The sequence below is a fragment of the Pelosinus sp. UFO1 genome (genome assembly GCF_000725345.1).
Lineage (GTDB): Bacteria > Bacillota > Negativicutes > DSM-13327 > DSM-13327 > Pelosinus.
This window is the reverse complement of record NZ_CP008852.1, coordinates 2,499,988-2,513,162: the sequence shown is the minus strand read 5'-3', so window position 1 is coordinate 2,513,162 and position 13,175 is coordinate 2,499,988. Positions and strand designations below refer to the sequence as shown.

Annotated in this window: 17 protein-coding genes; 15 read left to right on the top strand and 2 right to left on the bottom strand. The window is 37.2% G+C overall.

Going from position 1 to position 13,175, the window contains the following annotated elements; genetic code table 11:
- Window positions 1-8 precede the first annotated feature (8 nt).
- From surE to UFO1_RS11725, 15 genes are all read left to right on the top strand, one after another.
- Entirely contained in the window at window positions 9-764 is a 756-nt protein-coding gene (surE, locus tag UFO1_RS11795; RefSeq protein ID WP_038670979.1) for a 5'/3'-nucleotidase SurE, read from the top strand.
- A gap of 114 nt (window positions 765-878) precedes the next feature.
- Window positions 879-1,292 carry a TIGR04086 family membrane protein gene (locus UFO1_RS11790; protein WP_038670976.1) on the top strand — a complete coding sequence of 138 codons (414 nt, stop codon included), beginning with the start codon at window positions 879-881 and terminating at the stop codon, window positions 1,290-1,292.
- 89 nt (window positions 1,293-1,381) lie between these two features.
- Complete coding sequence (gene ppaX / locus UFO1_RS11785; protein ID WP_038670974.1) at window positions 1,382-2,023, top strand: pyrophosphatase PpaX; 642 nt, start codon at window positions 1,382-1,384, stop codon at window positions 2,021-2,023.
- Window positions 2,024-2,086: 63 nt separating this feature from the next.
- Complete coding sequence (mtnP, locus tag UFO1_RS11780; RefSeq protein WP_038670973.1) at window positions 2,087-2,881, top strand: S-methyl-5'-thioadenosine phosphorylase; 795 nt, start codon at window positions 2,087-2,089, stop codon at window positions 2,879-2,881.
- A gap of 13 nt (window positions 2,882-2,894) precedes the next feature.
- Entirely contained in the window at window positions 2,895-3,944 is a 1,050-nt protein-coding gene (gene mtnA / locus UFO1_RS11775) for an S-methyl-5-thioribose-1-phosphate isomerase (RefSeq protein ID WP_038670971.1), read from the top strand.
- Between the two features lies 1 nt (window position 3,945).
- Window positions 3,946-5,187, top strand: a complete 1,242-nt coding sequence (locus UFO1_RS11770) for an adenosylhomocysteinase (protein ID WP_038670969.1) — start codon at window positions 3,946-3,948, stop codon at window positions 5,185-5,187.
- A gap of 21 nt (window positions 5,188-5,208) precedes the next feature.
- A complete protein-coding gene (locus tag UFO1_RS11765; protein WP_038670968.1) occupies window positions 5,209-5,877 on the top strand; it encodes a class II aldolase/adducin family protein in 669 nt (222 codons plus the stop codon).
- The gene (locus UFO1_RS11760; RefSeq protein ID WP_038670965.1) at window positions 5,877-7,157 is read left to right on the top strand and encodes an amidohydrolase; all 1,281 of its coding nucleotides are present in this window, start codon (window positions 5,877-5,879) and stop codon (window positions 7,155-7,157) included. The genes UFO1_RS11765 and UFO1_RS11760 overlap by 1 nt, the downstream gene beginning before the upstream one ends.
- Before the next feature lie 137 nt (window positions 7,158-7,294).
- A complete protein-coding gene (locus UFO1_RS11755; RefSeq protein WP_038670963.1) occupies window positions 7,295-7,642 on the top strand; it encodes an ASCH domain-containing protein in 348 nt (115 codons plus the stop codon).
- Window positions 7,643-7,722: 80 nt separating this feature from the next.
- Window positions 7,723-8,298, top strand: coding sequence for a phosphate propanoyltransferase (gene pduL / locus UFO1_RS11750; protein WP_038670961.1), 576 nt, complete (start codon window positions 7,723-7,725; stop codon window positions 8,296-8,298).
- A 250-nt stretch (window positions 8,299-8,548) separates the two neighbouring features.
- Window positions 8,549-8,755: a 4Fe-4S binding protein gene (locus tag UFO1_RS11745; protein WP_038670958.1), complete on the top strand. Its 207-nt coding sequence runs from the start codon at window positions 8,549-8,551 to the stop codon at window positions 8,753-8,755.
- A gap of 24 nt (window positions 8,756-8,779) precedes the next feature.
- Window positions 8,780-9,850, top strand: coding sequence for a 3-methyl-2-oxobutanoate dehydrogenase subunit VorB (locus UFO1_RS11740; RefSeq protein WP_038670956.1), 1,071 nt, complete (start codon window positions 8,780-8,782; stop codon window positions 9,848-9,850).
- 43 nt (window positions 9,851-9,893) lie between these two features.
- A complete protein-coding gene (locus UFO1_RS11735; RefSeq protein ID WP_371256726.1) occupies window positions 9,894-10,604 on the top strand; it encodes a thiamine pyrophosphate-dependent enzyme in 711 nt (236 codons plus the stop codon).
- On the top strand, window positions 10,601-11,146 hold the full coding sequence (locus UFO1_RS11730) for a 2-oxoacid:acceptor oxidoreductase family protein (RefSeq protein ID WP_038670952.1): 546 nt from the start codon (window positions 10,601-10,603) through the stop codon (window positions 11,144-11,146). Before UFO1_RS11735 ends, UFO1_RS11730 begins: the two co-directional genes overlap by 4 nt.
- Before the next feature lie 148 nt (window positions 11,147-11,294).
- Window positions 11,295-12,218, top strand: a complete 924-nt coding sequence (locus tag UFO1_RS11725; protein WP_038670950.1) for a patatin-like phospholipase family protein — start codon at window positions 11,295-11,297, stop codon at window positions 12,216-12,218.
- Here UFO1_RS11725 and UFO1_RS25225 read toward each other — a convergent pair.
- Together UFO1_RS25225 and UFO1_RS11715 are read right to left on the bottom strand one after the other, a co-directional pair.
- Complete coding sequence (locus tag UFO1_RS25225; protein WP_158442808.1) at window positions 12,215-12,367, bottom strand: hypothetical protein; 153 nt, start codon at window positions 12,365-12,367, stop codon at window positions 12,215-12,217. The genes UFO1_RS11725 and UFO1_RS25225 overlap by 4 nt on opposite strands.
- A 520-nt stretch (window positions 12,368-12,887) precedes the next feature.
- Window positions 12,888-13,079, bottom strand: coding sequence for a hypothetical protein (locus UFO1_RS11715; RefSeq protein ID WP_038670948.1), 192 nt, complete (start codon window positions 13,077-13,079; stop codon window positions 12,888-12,890).
- Window positions 13,080-13,175 lie beyond the last annotated feature (96 nt).

The following is a 13,175-nucleotide window of genomic DNA, read 5'->3' as shown; positions in this document are numbered from 1 at the left end:
GGATAGGTTTGCGTATTTTATTAACAAACGATGATGGAATTGATGCAGCTGGTATTCAAGCTCTTTGGAAAGAACTTTCTAAGATAGCCGAAGTCGTAGTAGTGGCACCAGATAGTGAACGTAGTGCTACTAGCCAAGCGATTACTGTACATAGCCCTATACGGGTAGATAAATATTGTTCTGAAGGTTCTTCCCTTTGTGGCTGGCGTATAGGTGGTACTCCTGCCGATTGTGTAAAGATTGCTTTAGAAACTTTAATTAGTGAAAAACAAGATTTTGTAATATCGGGAATTAATCATGGTCCTAATCTCGGCACAGATGTATTATATTCTGGAACAGTGAGTGCTGCAATAGAAGGTGCTTTGCATGGCGTACCATCAGTGGCAGTCTCACTTGATTCTTGGGAATCTTATGACTTTACACCAGCGGCTGAATATACGAGCAAATTAATACAGAATATAGCTCGACGCTCATTACCACCAAATACTTTATTGAATGTTAATGTACCTGCACTCCCAACAGAACAAATTGATGGCGTAGCAGTCACTAAATTGGGTGTAAGGGAGTATGCAAATATTTTTGAACCTAGACGTGACCCTAGAGGGCGCACCTACTATTGGATGGGTGGTAACATTGTCGAAAATGAAAATGATCCGGATAGTGATATTGTTGCTGTGAACATGTCAAAAATTTCGATTACACCAATTCATTTTGACCTAACTAATTATGGCATTATGGATATATTAAAAAGTTGGAATTTATAATAATTTTTATTTGAATATATTATAAATTCTATAATATAGGCATAATTAATCCTACACTGCATAAAATTACAATAGCAATTCTAGGAATACCTATTTTAGGGAGGGAATAGTCCTGTGTCTAAATATGTTAGGCGGACACGATTCAATACCACACCCCAGGGACCAGGAATGGCTTCATTGATAGTTAAGGGAGTTTTTGTTAGTATAATAACTTCACTGGTCTGTACTCTTTTTCTGTCTCTCGTCAGTTTAGTGACCGAGAATACATATATTGATAATTATATGCAGTATGTTATGGTTGGGGTAACTATGGTTAGTATTTTTATTGGTAGTGTGTATGCCACACAAAAAGCTTCATCTAGGGGAATGGTTATCGGCATTATGATTGGATTCATCTATGTTTTAATTTCTGTAGGTATCGGTATGGAAATGAGTCAAGAATCTATTTCACCATTTGTTTTAGCAAATAAGGTTATGGCCGGGATTGCAGTTGGAATTTTGGGTGGTATAGTAGGAGTAAACTTGTAATGTTTCTATAAAACTAGAAGAAACATGTAAAAGGGGCTTTGAGCCTCTTTTTCTTTTAGGTTATAATATAGCATAATGGGGGGCTACTTTTGTTATATAAAGCAGTGTTATTTGATTTAGATGGAACTGTTCTTGACACATCCGATTTAATTATTAGCTCTTTTAAGCATACTTTTCGAAAACATTATAATAGGGAACTTGCTGATAGTGAGATTTATGAGTTTTTTGGTAAAACACTACGCACTGCAATGGAATATTTAGGTCCGGATCAAGTGGAAGAATTGATTAAGACTTATAGGGAATATAGTTTAAAGAATCATGATCAAATGATTACCACTTTTAATGGAGTAGTAGAGGCACTACAATCGTTATATGAGGCGGGGATTGTTATGGCTATTGTTACATCGAAGACAGAAAGTACAGCCTTACGCGGCTTAAAATTGTTTAATCTCGATCATTATTTCTCAGTTATTATTGGTGCAGATCAGTGTCAGAATCATAAACCTCATCCAGAACCTGTCCTCGCAGCGCTATCCAAATTGCAAGTTGAACCAGAGGAATGCTTGATGGTAGGTGATAGCTCTTTTGATTTGATAAGTGCTAGACAAGCTAATGTGAAAACGGCTGCTGTGCGGTGGTCGCGAGTTGCTTGGGAAACAATTTTAGTTGAAGAACCAGACTACATACTGGGGAATATGTCTGATTTATTACCGATTTGTGGCATTAAATAGTTCACTAGTTTATAATAGAAAATATCTAGTTAACAGTACAAAAAGGTAGGTAGGTGACAAAAAATGATAAATATCGCAATTATTGGTGGAACAGGAGTATACGATCCTACTATTTTGGAAAATGTACGTCAAGATGAAATCAAAACTCCTTATGGTTTAGTTTCTTACAAGGTTGGAGATTTTGCCGGGAGGAGTATTGCTTTTATTCCACGACATGGTAGTAAGCATTCCATTGCACCTCACTTAATTAATTACCAAGCAAATATTTGGGCTATGAAAAAAATTGGAGTAAAGAAAATTTTGGCTACAGCTGCAGTTGGTTCATTAAACACTGCAATGAAGTTGGGAGATTTCGTTTTAATTGATCAGTTTATTGATTTTACTAAAACTAGAAAGAGTACTTTTTATGAAGGTGGCGACAAAGGAGTTGTCCATGTTGATTTAACAAGTCCCTATTGTTTAACTTTGCGGGAAACCTTGTTGTCAGTCTCGCAAAAGATCGGCATTGTTATCCATTCTTCTGGGACTTATGTTTGTACAGAAGGACCTCGTTTCGAGACTCCAGCTGAGATTGCCATGTATGCTCAAATGGGGGGGCACTTGGTAGGTATGACAAATGTACCGGAAGTTATATTGGCTCGTGAGGCCGAAATGTGTTATTCTACGATTGCTATGGTTACGAATTATGCGGCAGGTATTTCGCCAAAGCCCATAACTTACGGTGAAGTTATTGAAATTATGAATGAAAATACAGAAAAGCTTAAGAAGTTACTTATGAATACAATCCTTTTAATCGATACTACCTTAGATTGTAGTTGTCAGCAGGCATTAGCCGAATACGGCGGCTTTAAACTATAAAGGATGTGGTAATTTGTTACAGACAATGGAATGGAAGAATAAATCTTTGCTTTTACTAAATCAGACCCTGCTGCCTAATTCAGCAGAATATATTGAATGTCATAATTATCGTAGGGTAGCAGAAGCAATTAAGCGATTGGAAGTACGGGGAGCACCAGCGATTGGTGCAGCAGCGGCATTTGGCTTCGTACTAGGAGCAAAAGAACTTTGTAACAGTCAGGATTTTTTTGCTGGTATTGAGGAAGTAGCTGAAGAATTAAGGCAAACAAGACCTACCGCTGTAAACTTATTTTGGGCTATAGAGAGAATGTTGTCAGTTGTTAATAAATCGGATAAGTTAAGCGATCTTACTGATCTTGTTTTAAAGTTAGAACAAGAGGCTATTGCAATTGCTACTGAAGATCGTGAAATGAATTATAAAATTTCTCAATATGGTGCTCAGTTATTTAATGAACCTGTTTCAATACTTACCCATTGTAATGCTGGATCATTAGCAACTGCTGGCCTTGGTACGGCCTTAGGTGTAATTCGCCAGGCTTTTTCCGAAGGAAAGATTAATAGGGTGTACGCGGATGAGACGCGTCCCTTACTTCAAGGATCTCGATTAACTGCTTGGGAGCTAATGCAAGAAAATATTCCTGTTACTTTAATTACTGACAATATGGCAGGCTGGGTAATGAAAAAAAATATGGTGCAAGCTGTTATTGTAGGGGCGGATAGAATTACTCTTAATGGTGATGTAGCTAATAAAATTGGAACCTACAGTGTAGCAGTACTGGCAAAAGAACATAATATACCTTTTTATGTCGCAGCGCCGATATCTACCTTTGATTTTGCAATGGAGAGTGGGTTTGATATTCCAATAGAAGAACGAAGCGCTGCAGAAGTAGCAAATTTTGCTGGTATTTCGACGGCTCCAGAAGGAGTGGATGTTTTTAATCCAGCCTTTGATGTGACACCAAATGCACTAGTTTCAGCAATTATAACTGAATATGGAGTTTTAAAACAACCTTACAATGAGGAAATTCTTAAAATACAACAAAAGTTAAAAGGAGTGCTGTAAAATGGAATCTATGATTAGAGATATAAAATTAGCGCCACAAGGACATGATAAAATAAACTGGGTTAAGGAATTTATGCCGGTTTTAAATGTATTAAATGAGGATTTGTCAAAAAGTAAGCCCTTACGTGGTAAAAACATAGTTGTAACTATGCATTTAGAAGCAAAGACTGCTTATTTGGCATTGGTTTTACAAAATGCTGGGGCAAATGTTACTGTTACGGGGAGTAATCCATTATCTACTCAAGATGATGTAGCAGCAGCGTTAGTTGAAAAAGGTATTAAGGTTTTTGCTTGGTATAATACAACAGAGGGAGAATACGAGACTTTTTTACATAAAGCTTTAGATACAAAACCAGATATTATTGTTGATGATGGTGGTGACTTAGTATCTTTATTGCATGGGGAACGAAGTGAATTATTACCCAATATTCTAGGTGGATCGGAAGAAACGACAACAGGTGTTATTCGTTTACGATCCTTAGCAGCTGAAGGACGTTTGAAGTTTCCAATGATAGCTGTAAACGATGCTTATTGTAAATATTTATTTGATAACCGATATGGAACTGGACAATCAACCTGGGATGGAATTATGCGTACAACGAACTTAACCGTTACAGGGAAAACAGTTGTAGTAGCAGGTTACGGTTGGTGTGGCAAAGGTGTGGCCATGAGGGCAAAAGGACTAGGTGCAAATGTAATCATCACAGAAGTTGATCCGATAAAAGCAATTGAAGCAGTATTTGATGGATTTAGAGTCATGTCTATGGAAGAAGCAGCCAAGTTTGGTGATATTTTTGTAACACTAACTGGTTGTAAGCATGTTATTTGTGGTGAACATATTGCTGTGATGAAATCGGGAGCTATTTTAGCAAATGCTGGACATTTTGATCTTGAAATTAATAAGGAGCACTTGGAAGACCTAGCGGTTTCTAAACGCACAGTGCGTAAGAATATTGAAGAATTTGTTATGGCTGACAAACGTAAAATATATCTCTTAGCTGAAGGGCGATTGGTTAACTTGGCTGCAGGTGACGGACATCCAACTGAAATCATGGATTTATCTTTTGCAATGCAAGCTCTTGCAGTATTACATATTTTAGAGCATCATAAGGAAATGCCAAATGAAGTATTTAATTTTCCAGATGAAGTAAATGCAAGGGTAGCTAGGTTGAAATTACAAGCCTTAGGCATTCGCATTGACACATTAACGGATGAACAAAAAGCTTATTTAGGCCAGGACTAAGAGCTAAGGAGTGGTTGGCGAGTGCATCCTATTACTAAGATTAAATCTGAAGTGTTACAAGGTGGGCAAGCTTTGGTAGATAAGGGACTTGTTGCTGGTACTTGGGGGAATATAAGTGTACGGATACCTGAAACAAAATGGGTAGCTGTCACTCCTTCAGGAAAAAGGTATCACGAAATTACAGTTGATGACATTGTCGTTGTTGACGCAGTAGGTACAATAGTAGAAGGACAATTTAAGCCTTCGTCAGAACTGCCGCTGCATTTGGCAATATACCAAGCTCGTACTGATATACAGGCTATCGTTCACACACATAGTGTTTTTGCTAGCGCTTGTGCCGTGGCCCATAAAAGCATACCCCCAATAATTGAAGATTTAGTTCAATTGACTGGGGGGAGTGTAGATGTTGCCGCATACGCTTTGCCAGGAACGGAACTACTTGCACAAAACATTGTAAAAACACTGGGAAATAAAAATGCAGTTTTGATGGCAAATCATGGGGTGGTAGGCTGTGGACAGACACTTGATGAAGCCATGTTAGCTTGCGAGTTAGTTGAGAAGGCTGCACAGATTTATATATATGCGAATCAAATAGGTGGTGCACAACTTTTAACTAATGGAGATATAGACGTGATGCATAAGTTCTATGTTGAATATTATAGTAAGCGGCAACAAGGGAGGACGGTCTAATGGCAAAGATTTTATTAAGAAATGCAGAAATATTAGGGCAAGATGGTATAGTTAAATCTGCAGATATTGCAATAGATGGGTCAATCATTTTTCAAGTAGGTGAAATACCAGCTACTTGGCAAGCTGATAAAATTATTGACTGCACGAATAAATTAGCAGTACCAGGTTTTGTAAATACTCATACCCATGCAGCTATGAGTCTCTTTCGGAGTTACGCTGATGATATGATGCTGATGGATTGGCTACAAAATAAAATTTGGCCAGCTGAGGGGAATCTAGTAGCTGAAGACGTATACTGGGGTACATTGCTTGCAATTGCCGAAATGGTTAAATCAGGTACTACTACTTTTTCTGATATGTATTTTCATATGCCACAAGTAGCCAAAGCTGTAGCTGAGAGCGGTATAAGAGCAGTATTAGCTAGAGGTATGGCAGGGGTGGCACCAAATGCTGAACAAGCATTAACAGAAAGCGAGGATTTTTTTCATCAGTATCATAATGCCGCTGATGGGCGTATTACTGTGATGCTTGGTCCTCATGCTCCCTATACTTGCCCACCGGAATATTTAAAGCGGGTAGTTTCTTTAGCACAACGCTTGGGGGCTGAAATTCATATTCATTTGTCTGAAACGATTGGAGAAGTGGATGAATGTAAAAAAAATCATGGGAAATCTCCCATTGAGTTAATGAAGGACATAGGTCTATTTGAATGTGGTGTGTTAGCTGCTCACTGTGTACATGTATCAGATCATGATATTGCCCTTATGAAGCAAGCGAATGTTAGAGTTGCTCATAATCCAGGAAGTAATATGAAGCTGGCTAGTGGCATTGCTCCAATACCTGCTATGCTTTCTGCAGGGTTATGTATTGGGTTAGGTACAGATGGTGCTGCAAGTAACAATAATTTAGATATGTTAGAAGAATTGAGATTGGCTGCTATGCTGCATAAAGTACATGCACTAGATCCTTTACTCATCCCTGCAAAAACGGCTGTAGAGATGGCTACAAGCAGTGGAGCGCAAGCATTAGGACTTGGTAAAGTAACAGGTAGAATTGAGCCTGGCTTTAAAGCAGATATTACCTTATTTAATATGCATGCACCTCATTGGTATCCTCGTCATGATAGGAGCTCCCTACTTGCCTATTCTGCAGGAGCTGGAGATGTTCATACGGTGATAGTTGATGGACAGATTCTTCTTGATAACAGATCTTTGACTACTATTGATGAAGAGCAAGTGATGTATGAAGCAAATAAACGTGGCATACGCCTTATTAAATAACAAATCTGACATTACGTTTTATTTTATAACTTAGATGAATTCAAAAGGATTTATATGAAAATATAACGAATAATAGCATTATGTGGATTACATACTTTTAAATAGATTAACATTATTTGTTTAAGGGGGAGTGAATAATGCGTGCTTTAAATTTTTATTCATCTAATTATCATAGCCAACTAGTATGCCGGCGTAAAACCTGTACGATTCGTCGTGGTGATAAGACCCATAAATATACTGAAGGGGATATTATTTGGGTAACAGTTGGTAAACGTTTTGCCCAGAAAAAGAAAATATATACTGGTGTTATTGACAGAGTACTAGTAAAGCCTATATCCCAATTAACGAAAGAGGATTTGCAAGGGGAAAATCCTGATATTGCCACAGTTGACGATTTGATGATTTTTTTACATAGTATATATGATAAGACTTTCACATTAAGTGATACCGTAACCGTAATATACTTTTCAGAAATTATTGAATAGTCGTCTATGGATTTTTTATGTGTATAATATATTTAGTTATATTATAAAATATATATTTTTTAGAAGGAGTGTTTATAGCAATGTTAGAAACAAAAGTTCCAGTAGGTATTTCAGCACGTCATATACACGTATCACAAGCGGATTTGGATGTTTTATATGGTGAAGGTTATCAACTAACAGTTAAGAAAGATTTATCTCAATTAGGGCAATTTGCTGCTAATGAGACAGTAGATTTGGTTACTGAGAAATCTTCATTTAAAAACGTTCGGATTTTAGGGCCTGTACGTAACCAAACACAGGTGGAAATTGCTCTTACTGATGCATTAAAACTTAAAATAAGCATTCCTGTCCGTGATTCAGGAGATACAAAAGGCTCTGCTGGCATTACTGTAGTTGGTCCAAAAGGAACAGTGGAAATCAAAGAAGGGGTCATAGCTGCAGGGCGTCATATTCATATGAATACTACTGATGCCGAAAAATTTGGTGTGAAGGATAAAGATATTGTAAAGGTACGTTGTGATGGTGAACGTGGTCTGGTTTTTGAAAATGTATTGATTAGAGTGCATGAAAGTTTCTGTTTAGAAATGCACATTGATACAGATGAAGCCAATGCGGCTATGTGCAAAAATGGTGGTAACGTCGAAATAATTAAATAGTAGTTGAAAAGAATTAAGACTTGTATTAGCTCTCTAGCAGAGTTGATACAAGTCTTTTTGCTATAATTTTTAAAAAAACAACAAAATATGCAGGGTTTTTTATCAATATACTGTATTTAAATAGTGGGTAGTTAATAACATCCAATACCTAAAAGACTAGTAGTATAGTAGAATATATAATTACTAGCAGAATGACTATCTTACGCATTATATAAAGAGATGGTCAACTTAATAGAATGGGGGTAAAAATATGCCTAGGCCAGTGTTTAGAGAAGAACGATGCAAAGGTTGTGGACTATGCATTGTTGTATGCCCAACAAAAATACTTAGAGCTGGGGCGCATGTTAATAGTAGAGGGTATTTGCCTGCAACATGCGTAAATGAAAAAAAATGTATTGGTTGCTTGCTTTGCGCCAAGGCGTGTCCCGATATAGTTATTGAGATTCATAAAGAGTAAGAAAGATTGGGGAGGGATTTTACTATGGCAGAAAAGATTTTGATGAAGGGGAATGAAGCTATCGGGGAAGCAGCAATTATTGCCGGTTGTCGGCATTACTTTGGCTATCCCATAACTCCCCAGACAGAATTGACTGAATATATGTCAAAACGAATGTCTAACATTGGAGGCGTGTTTGTTCAAGCGGAAAGCGAAGTAGCTGCCATTAATATGGTGTATGGTGCTGCTGGGGCAGGTGCTAGAGCCATGACGTCTTCGTCGAGTCCAGGTATAAGTTTAAAGCAAGAGGGGATTTCCTATATTGCTGGAGCAGAATTACCTTGTGTAATTGTTAATATAATGCGTGGTGGACCAGGGCTTGGTAGTATTCAACCGTCACAATGTGATTATTTTCAAGCAACTAAGGGTGGCGGACATGGAGATTATCGTAATATCGTTTTAGCACCGAATTCAGTACAAGAGCTTGCGGATATTACCGTACTATCCTTTGAGCTTGCCGATGAATATCGTAATCCTGTAATGCTTCTAGGGGATGGGGCATTAGGGCAAATGATGGAACCTGTCGACCTTACTATGATAAAGACAAAAAATATCGTGTCGAAACCTTGGGCTGCGACTGGGTTAAGGGGACGTAAAGATCCAAACATTATTAATTCTCTACACCTAAAGCCAGAAAATTTAGAAAAGCATAATATTCATTTACAAGAAAAGTATAAGGAGATTCGTAGTAAAGAAGTACGCTATGAAGCAATCAATACAGAGGATGCAGAACTGATAATGATTGCCTATGGTATTACTTCACGTATTGCACGCTCTGCAATGGATATGGCAAGGAATAAAGGAATGAAGGTAGGGTTACTTCGCCCGATTACATTATGGCCGTTTCCCGAGTTGGTAATTTCTAAGCTTGCTATTAGAGCCCAAGCATTTTTGACAGTAGAGCTGAGTGCAGGTCAAATGGTAGAGGATGTAAGGTTAGCTGTAAACGGTGCTAAGCCTGTTTATTTTTACGGTAGGATGGGTGGAATGATGCCGAGTCCCAAAGAGATATATGAGCAAATAGTCAATATTATGTATGGAAAAGGGGGGCTATAGTGTGTCACAAAAGTTATTTACCAGACCCCAGACATTAAAAGATATGGCGACTCATTATTGTCCTGGATGTCATCATGGTATTATACATAGATTAGTAGCTGAAGTGATTGATGAACTTGGGGTGCGTGACAAAGCAATTGGTGTAGCATCAGTTGGTTGTTCCGTATTGGCCTATGAATATTTTACGATCGATATGTTTCAGGCCGCTCATGGTCGCGCGCCAGCTGTAGCAACAGGAATTAAACGTGTACATAGTGATGCTACTGTCTTTACCTATCAAGGAGATGGAGATTTAGCTGCTATTGGTTGCGGTGAAATTGTGCATGCTGCAGCGCGTGGGGAGAAGATTACTACTATTTTTGTGAATAACGCTATTTATGGCATGACTGGTGGTCAAATGGCACCAACCACATTGGTGAATCAAGTGACGACAACCTCGCCATATGGTCGTAATTTAGAAAACTCTGGTATGCCAATTCGTATATCTGAAATGCTTTCGACAATTGATGGGGCTAAATTTATTGCTCGTGTAGCTGTAAATAATCCAACTAATATGTCAAAAGCAAAACAGGCAATCAAGAGGGCCTTTGAAATTCAACTACGTGGTGAAGGTTTTACGATGGTAGAAATATTATCAACTTGTCCAACAAACTGGGGGAAGAGTCCTGTTGAAGCGGCTACTTGGTTGGAAGAGAATTTGATCCCATATTATCCTTTAGGTATATTTAAGGCACCAGAAGAGGTGGTAAAATGACAGAAGAAATTATAATCTCTGGATTTGGTGGTCAGGGAATTATGTTAATGGGACAATTACTGGCATATGCTGGAATGTTAGAAAATAAGCAAGTATCATGGATACCTTCCTATGGCCCAGAAATGCGTGGCGGAACCGCTAATTGTTCAATTATTATATCGGAAAATCCCATAGGTGCACCTACTGTATCAGAGCCAACAGCAGTAGTTGCTATGAATCTACCTTCTATTGAAAAGTTTGAAACAGTTATACAACCGGGAGGAATTCTAATTATTAATAGCTCTCTTGTAGAATGGAATACTACAAGAACAGATCTTAGGGTTTATCAAATTCCTGCGAATGAGATTTCTTTGGAATTTAATAATAGCAGGGTATCTAATATGGTAATTCTAGGTGCATTAGTGACCGCAATTGGTACTATACAATCTGAGTCGGTAATAAAAGCATTTGCGAAGATTTTCGCAAAAAAACCAGAAATATTATGGATGAATGAGCAGGCCATCCTACGTGGCAGTCAATATATAACAGCATTGAATAAATAAAAAAAGATGTGATTAGTCAACTAATCACATCTTTTTTTCTATTTCAAAGAATGTAGTAGTTAGGGTGTCAAGATAAAAGCTATTATGTGGCACAGTATGACCTTTTAGATTATAACATATAGTAAGTGCGTATATGAGGTGATATGTTATGGATCTAAAAAGTACTGGTTACAAGAGTAATAGAAAAAAACGGATAGGAGTAGCACTAAGTGGTGGGGGCATCCGAGGTATGGCACATATCGGAGTATTAAAGGTATTAATAGAGCACAACATTCCTATTGATATGATAAGTGGAACGAGTGCAGGTGCTATCATTGCTGCGATGTATGCCTGTGGCTATACTCCGCAACAAATGCAAGTAATGGTACAAAATTTAAAGATGAACGAATTAATCGACTTAAATGTTACTGTAGGTGATCTGTTTAAACATGGTATGAAATGGTTGTTTAATGGCATGTTTCGATTTTGGTCTGTATTACCTACTGGCTTTATAAAGGGAGATAAAGTAGAACAGTTTTTTTATGGTCTATGGCAAAATCGTACGGTAAAGGATACTAATATTCCAGTTGCAATTACAGCGGTAGATTTAAATACTGCCGATACAGTATTCTTTACTAGTCCCGTCTTCGATAGTCGTGCTATTTTAAATGCTAGGTACTACCATAATACATCTTTAACGGAAGCAGTTCGCGCGAGTATTTCCATTCCAGGAATATTTTTTCCCAAGAAATACCGTAGTATGACATTAGTGGATGGAGCAGTAAAGAATAACTTGCCTACTGATATTTTGCGGCATATGGGAGCCGATATAGTAATTGGAGTTGATTTAGGTTATGATGGTCAATCCAATTATGATATTAAGACTGTTGGGGAAATATTAGTACAATGTATCGAAATTATGGGCAGGGAGGTTACGTTACTTAAAGCGGAACAATATGCTGACGTCATTATTCGGCCTAATACTTTTGAGATCAAATGTAAAGATAATAAACAAGCAGTGTTGTATATTGGTCAAGGTGAGAAAGCAGCAAATGAAAAATTAAGTGAAATACAGCAACTGTTGCATAGTTAGCTAGGGAAAATCATGTCTGCATTAAAGATGCTATTAATATTCTTATTTTCAATGTTCTTTGTGTTTTGTGAATCTAGAGTGTTAGATTCAGCCTGTATTTGCTCGTTTTCCATAGTAGTAGAATCTTGTTGAACTTTGTTATCTTCCACGTTTACATCCTCCTAAGTTTTGATTATAGATAGTATTTAACGAAGCCCTATTTACTATGCAGGATATAGAAAATTCATAATGGCTTATAATAACTTTTGGTCTCGTGCCTATAGGAATAGTTTTATTAGTAGTAGGGGAACTTAATGATTATCGTTTTTAATTTATAATCATAAGAGGTAAATATGGTATTTCTTAAATCATTATTAACAATAAGTGGACTGACGTATTTTGAAGCGGTATTGGCTTGCGTTTTTCTTTGTTTACTATGCATGATCGCAGCATTTATTTTAAATATTGTTGTATTTCTATTACTTTTTTTTTCTGAAGCCTTTGAGTCGTTAGATTTGATAAATAAAAGAAAGATAAGATGGATAAATACAGCGATTAAAAGGATACAATCAGTATCGAAAAAATAATAATTTTAATTTTAGGAATCCTAACATATTTGTGTCATAAGGCTAATTTAGTATAAGAAATATTCTAAAGATTTAAGGTGGCAAAAGCCACCTCATATATCAATTATATTTTTGAAGTATCACCATAATCAGGTGTTGCGAAACTTTCAGTCCTTGCATTTTCACAGCTTTTAGAAGAAGCATTTATATTATCAGTATTAGGATAGCCTTGGATAGTAGCACTACAGTCCGAATCTTCTTTCAGGGGAGTGCTAGAAGATATTTTAGCACTCAAATTAGTATTTATATTTTCCATAATTCAACCTCCTTTTTATTTTAGTAGGAGTATGCACAAAACAACGTGCCAATATACAGGAACCTATAGTATGATAACGCCTTAAAAAAGATCTTG

Bases quoted from the DNA above. Each gene is read 5' to 3' on its own strand.
- mtnP (WP_038670973.1), top strand. From the start codon at position 2,087: ATGATAAATATCGCAATTATTGGTGGAACAGGAGTATACGATCCTACT.
- UFO1_RS11770 (WP_038670969.1), top strand. From the start codon at position 3,946: ATGGAATCTATGATTAGAGATATAAAATTAGCGCCACAAGGACATGAT.
- UFO1_RS11760 (WP_038670965.1), top strand. From the start codon at position 5,877: ATGGCAAAGATTTTATTAAGAAATGCAGAAATATTAGGGCAAGATGGT.
- UFO1_RS11755 (WP_038670963.1), top strand. From the start codon at position 7,295: ATGCGTGCTTTAAATTTTTATTCATCTAATTATCATAGCCAACTAGTA.
- pduL (WP_038670961.1), top strand. From the start codon at position 7,723: ATGTTAGAAACAAAAGTTCCAGTAGGTATTTCAGCACGTCATATACAC.
- UFO1_RS11745 (WP_038670958.1), top strand. From the start codon at position 8,549: ATGCCTAGGCCAGTGTTTAGAGAAGAACGATGCAAAGGTTGTGGACTA.
- UFO1_RS11740 (WP_038670956.1), top strand. From the start codon at position 8,780: ATGGCAGAAAAGATTTTGATGAAGGGGAATGAAGCTATCGGGGAAGCA.
- UFO1_RS11735 (WP_371256726.1), top strand. From the start codon at position 9,894: ATGGCGACTCATTATTGTCCTGGATGTCATCATGGTATTATACATAGA.
- UFO1_RS11730 (WP_038670952.1), top strand. From the start codon at position 10,601: ATGACAGAAGAAATTATAATCTCTGGATTTGGTGGTCAGGGAATTATG.
- UFO1_RS11725 (WP_038670950.1), top strand. From the start codon at position 11,295: ATGGATCTAAAAAGTACTGGTTACAAGAGTAATAGAAAAAAACGGATA.
- UFO1_RS11715 (WP_038670948.1), bottom strand. From the start codon at position 13,079: ATGGAAAATATAAATACTAATTTGAGTGCTAAAATATCTTCTAGCACT.